We start from the raw sequence: 1,587 nt of genomic DNA, 5'->3' as shown, positions 1-1,587 counted from the left end.
TAACGGTCCTAAGGTAGCGAAATTCCTTGTCAGGTAAGTTCTGACCTGCACGAATGGCGTAACGAGTTGGGCACTGTCTCAAGAGGGATCTCGGCGAAATTGCAAACTCTGTGAAGATGCAGAGTACCCGCAGCAAGACGGAAAGACCCCGTGGAGCTTTACTGTAACTTGATGTTGGGATTTGGTTACTTCTGTACAGGATATGTGGGAGACTTAGATGTGCGGTCACAAGGTCGCACGGAGTCGTCGGTGGGATACCACGCTGAAGTGGCTGGATTTCTAACCCTTGCCTTAATCAGGTAACGGGACAGCGTCAGGCGGGCAGTTTGACTGGGGCGGTTGCCTCCCAAAGAGTAACGGAGGCGTTCAAAGGTTCCCTCAGGCTGGTTGGACATCAGCCGTAGAGTGCAAGCGCATAAGGGAGCTTGACTGCAAGACGTACATGTCGTGCAGAGTGGAAACACGGAGTTAGTGATCCGGCGGTGCCGAATGGAAGGGCCGTCGCTTATCGGATAAAAGCTACCCCGGGGATAACAGGCTTATCACGCCCAAGAGTCCATATCGACGGCGTGGTTTGGCACCTCGATGTCGGCTCATCGCATCCTGGGGCTGTATTCGGTCCCAAGGGTTGGGCTGTTCGCCCATTAAAGCGGTACGTGAGCTGGGTTCAGAACGTCGTGAGACAGTTCGGTCCCTATCTGCTGTGGGCGTAGGATATTTGAAGGGCTCTGTCCTTAGTACGAGAGGACCAGGATGGACAGACCTCTGGTGAACCAGTTGTGAAGCCAATTTGCAGAGCTGGGTAGCTATGTTTGGATGGGATAAACGCTGAAAGCATCTAAGCGTGAAACCCGCCCTGAGATAAGATATCCCACCGCGCGAGCGGTTAAGACTCCAGGAAGACGACCTGGTAATAGGCCGGAGGTGTAAGTGCTGTGAGGCACTAAGCTAACCGGTACTAATAAGTCGAGGACTTCGATACGAAATTTCGTAAATGGGTTTTGTGACTGAATTTTAGTTTTAGCTTGATGAGATTGACTTTCGTTTCCAATAGTTTCTAATGTGAAACGTCAAGTTTATTTTCCGGTGGCGTTAGCACTGAGGATCCACCTGTTCCCATCCCGAACACAGAAGTTAAGCTCAGTTACGCCGATGGTACTGCTTTGGCAACGAAGTGGGAGAGTAGGGAACCGCCGGAATTATATTTAAGCCCGAAAGAGATTTAATTCTCGGTCGGGCTTTTTTCTTTGTCTTTTTGCTATTTTTTTATTTTTGCTGTGTTTAGTGAATTGCTGGCGGTGGGGGAATAGCAGTTGCGGAAGTAAGGTATAAGTGCTCAAAGTCTCCGTTTCTCAGGTTGGTTGGCTGCGTTTACGCCTATAGCAAGCTCCAGGCATAGAAAAGCCTTACGCTTTGCTATAGGCTAAACTCCGCTTACAATGTGCCGAAACGGAGCCTTTCAGTGTTTGTAGGTTACGTCCAAAGCTTCTGCCGGGATTGCCGGCGTCTGCTCGTAAACGAGCAGCCATACCGTCAATTGGCCGAAGCTAAGGACTCCACCGCGTTTGTTGTGTTCGCGCTTTTTAA

2 rRNA genes are annotated in these 1,587 nt (G+C 50.3%); both read left to right on the top strand.

Features of this window, described 5'->3' with window-relative positions:
- Nucleotides 1-982, top strand: a 23S ribosomal RNA gene (locus ACI31H_RS04430); the annotation flags it as partial.
- A 100-nt stretch (nucleotides 983-1,082) separates the two neighbouring features.
- Nucleotides 1,083-1,199 (top strand): 5S ribosomal RNA (gene rrf, locus ACI31H_RS04425).
- The last annotated feature ends 388 nt before the right edge of the window (nucleotides 1,200-1,587 follow it).

The organism is Limosilactobacillus sp. (assembly GCF_051873035.1).
Classification (GTDB): Bacteria; Bacillota; Bacilli; order Lactobacillales; family Lactobacillaceae; genus Limosilactobacillus.
Note: the sequence above shows the minus strand (reverse complement) of the source record. Positions and strands in the feature narration are given on the sequence as shown.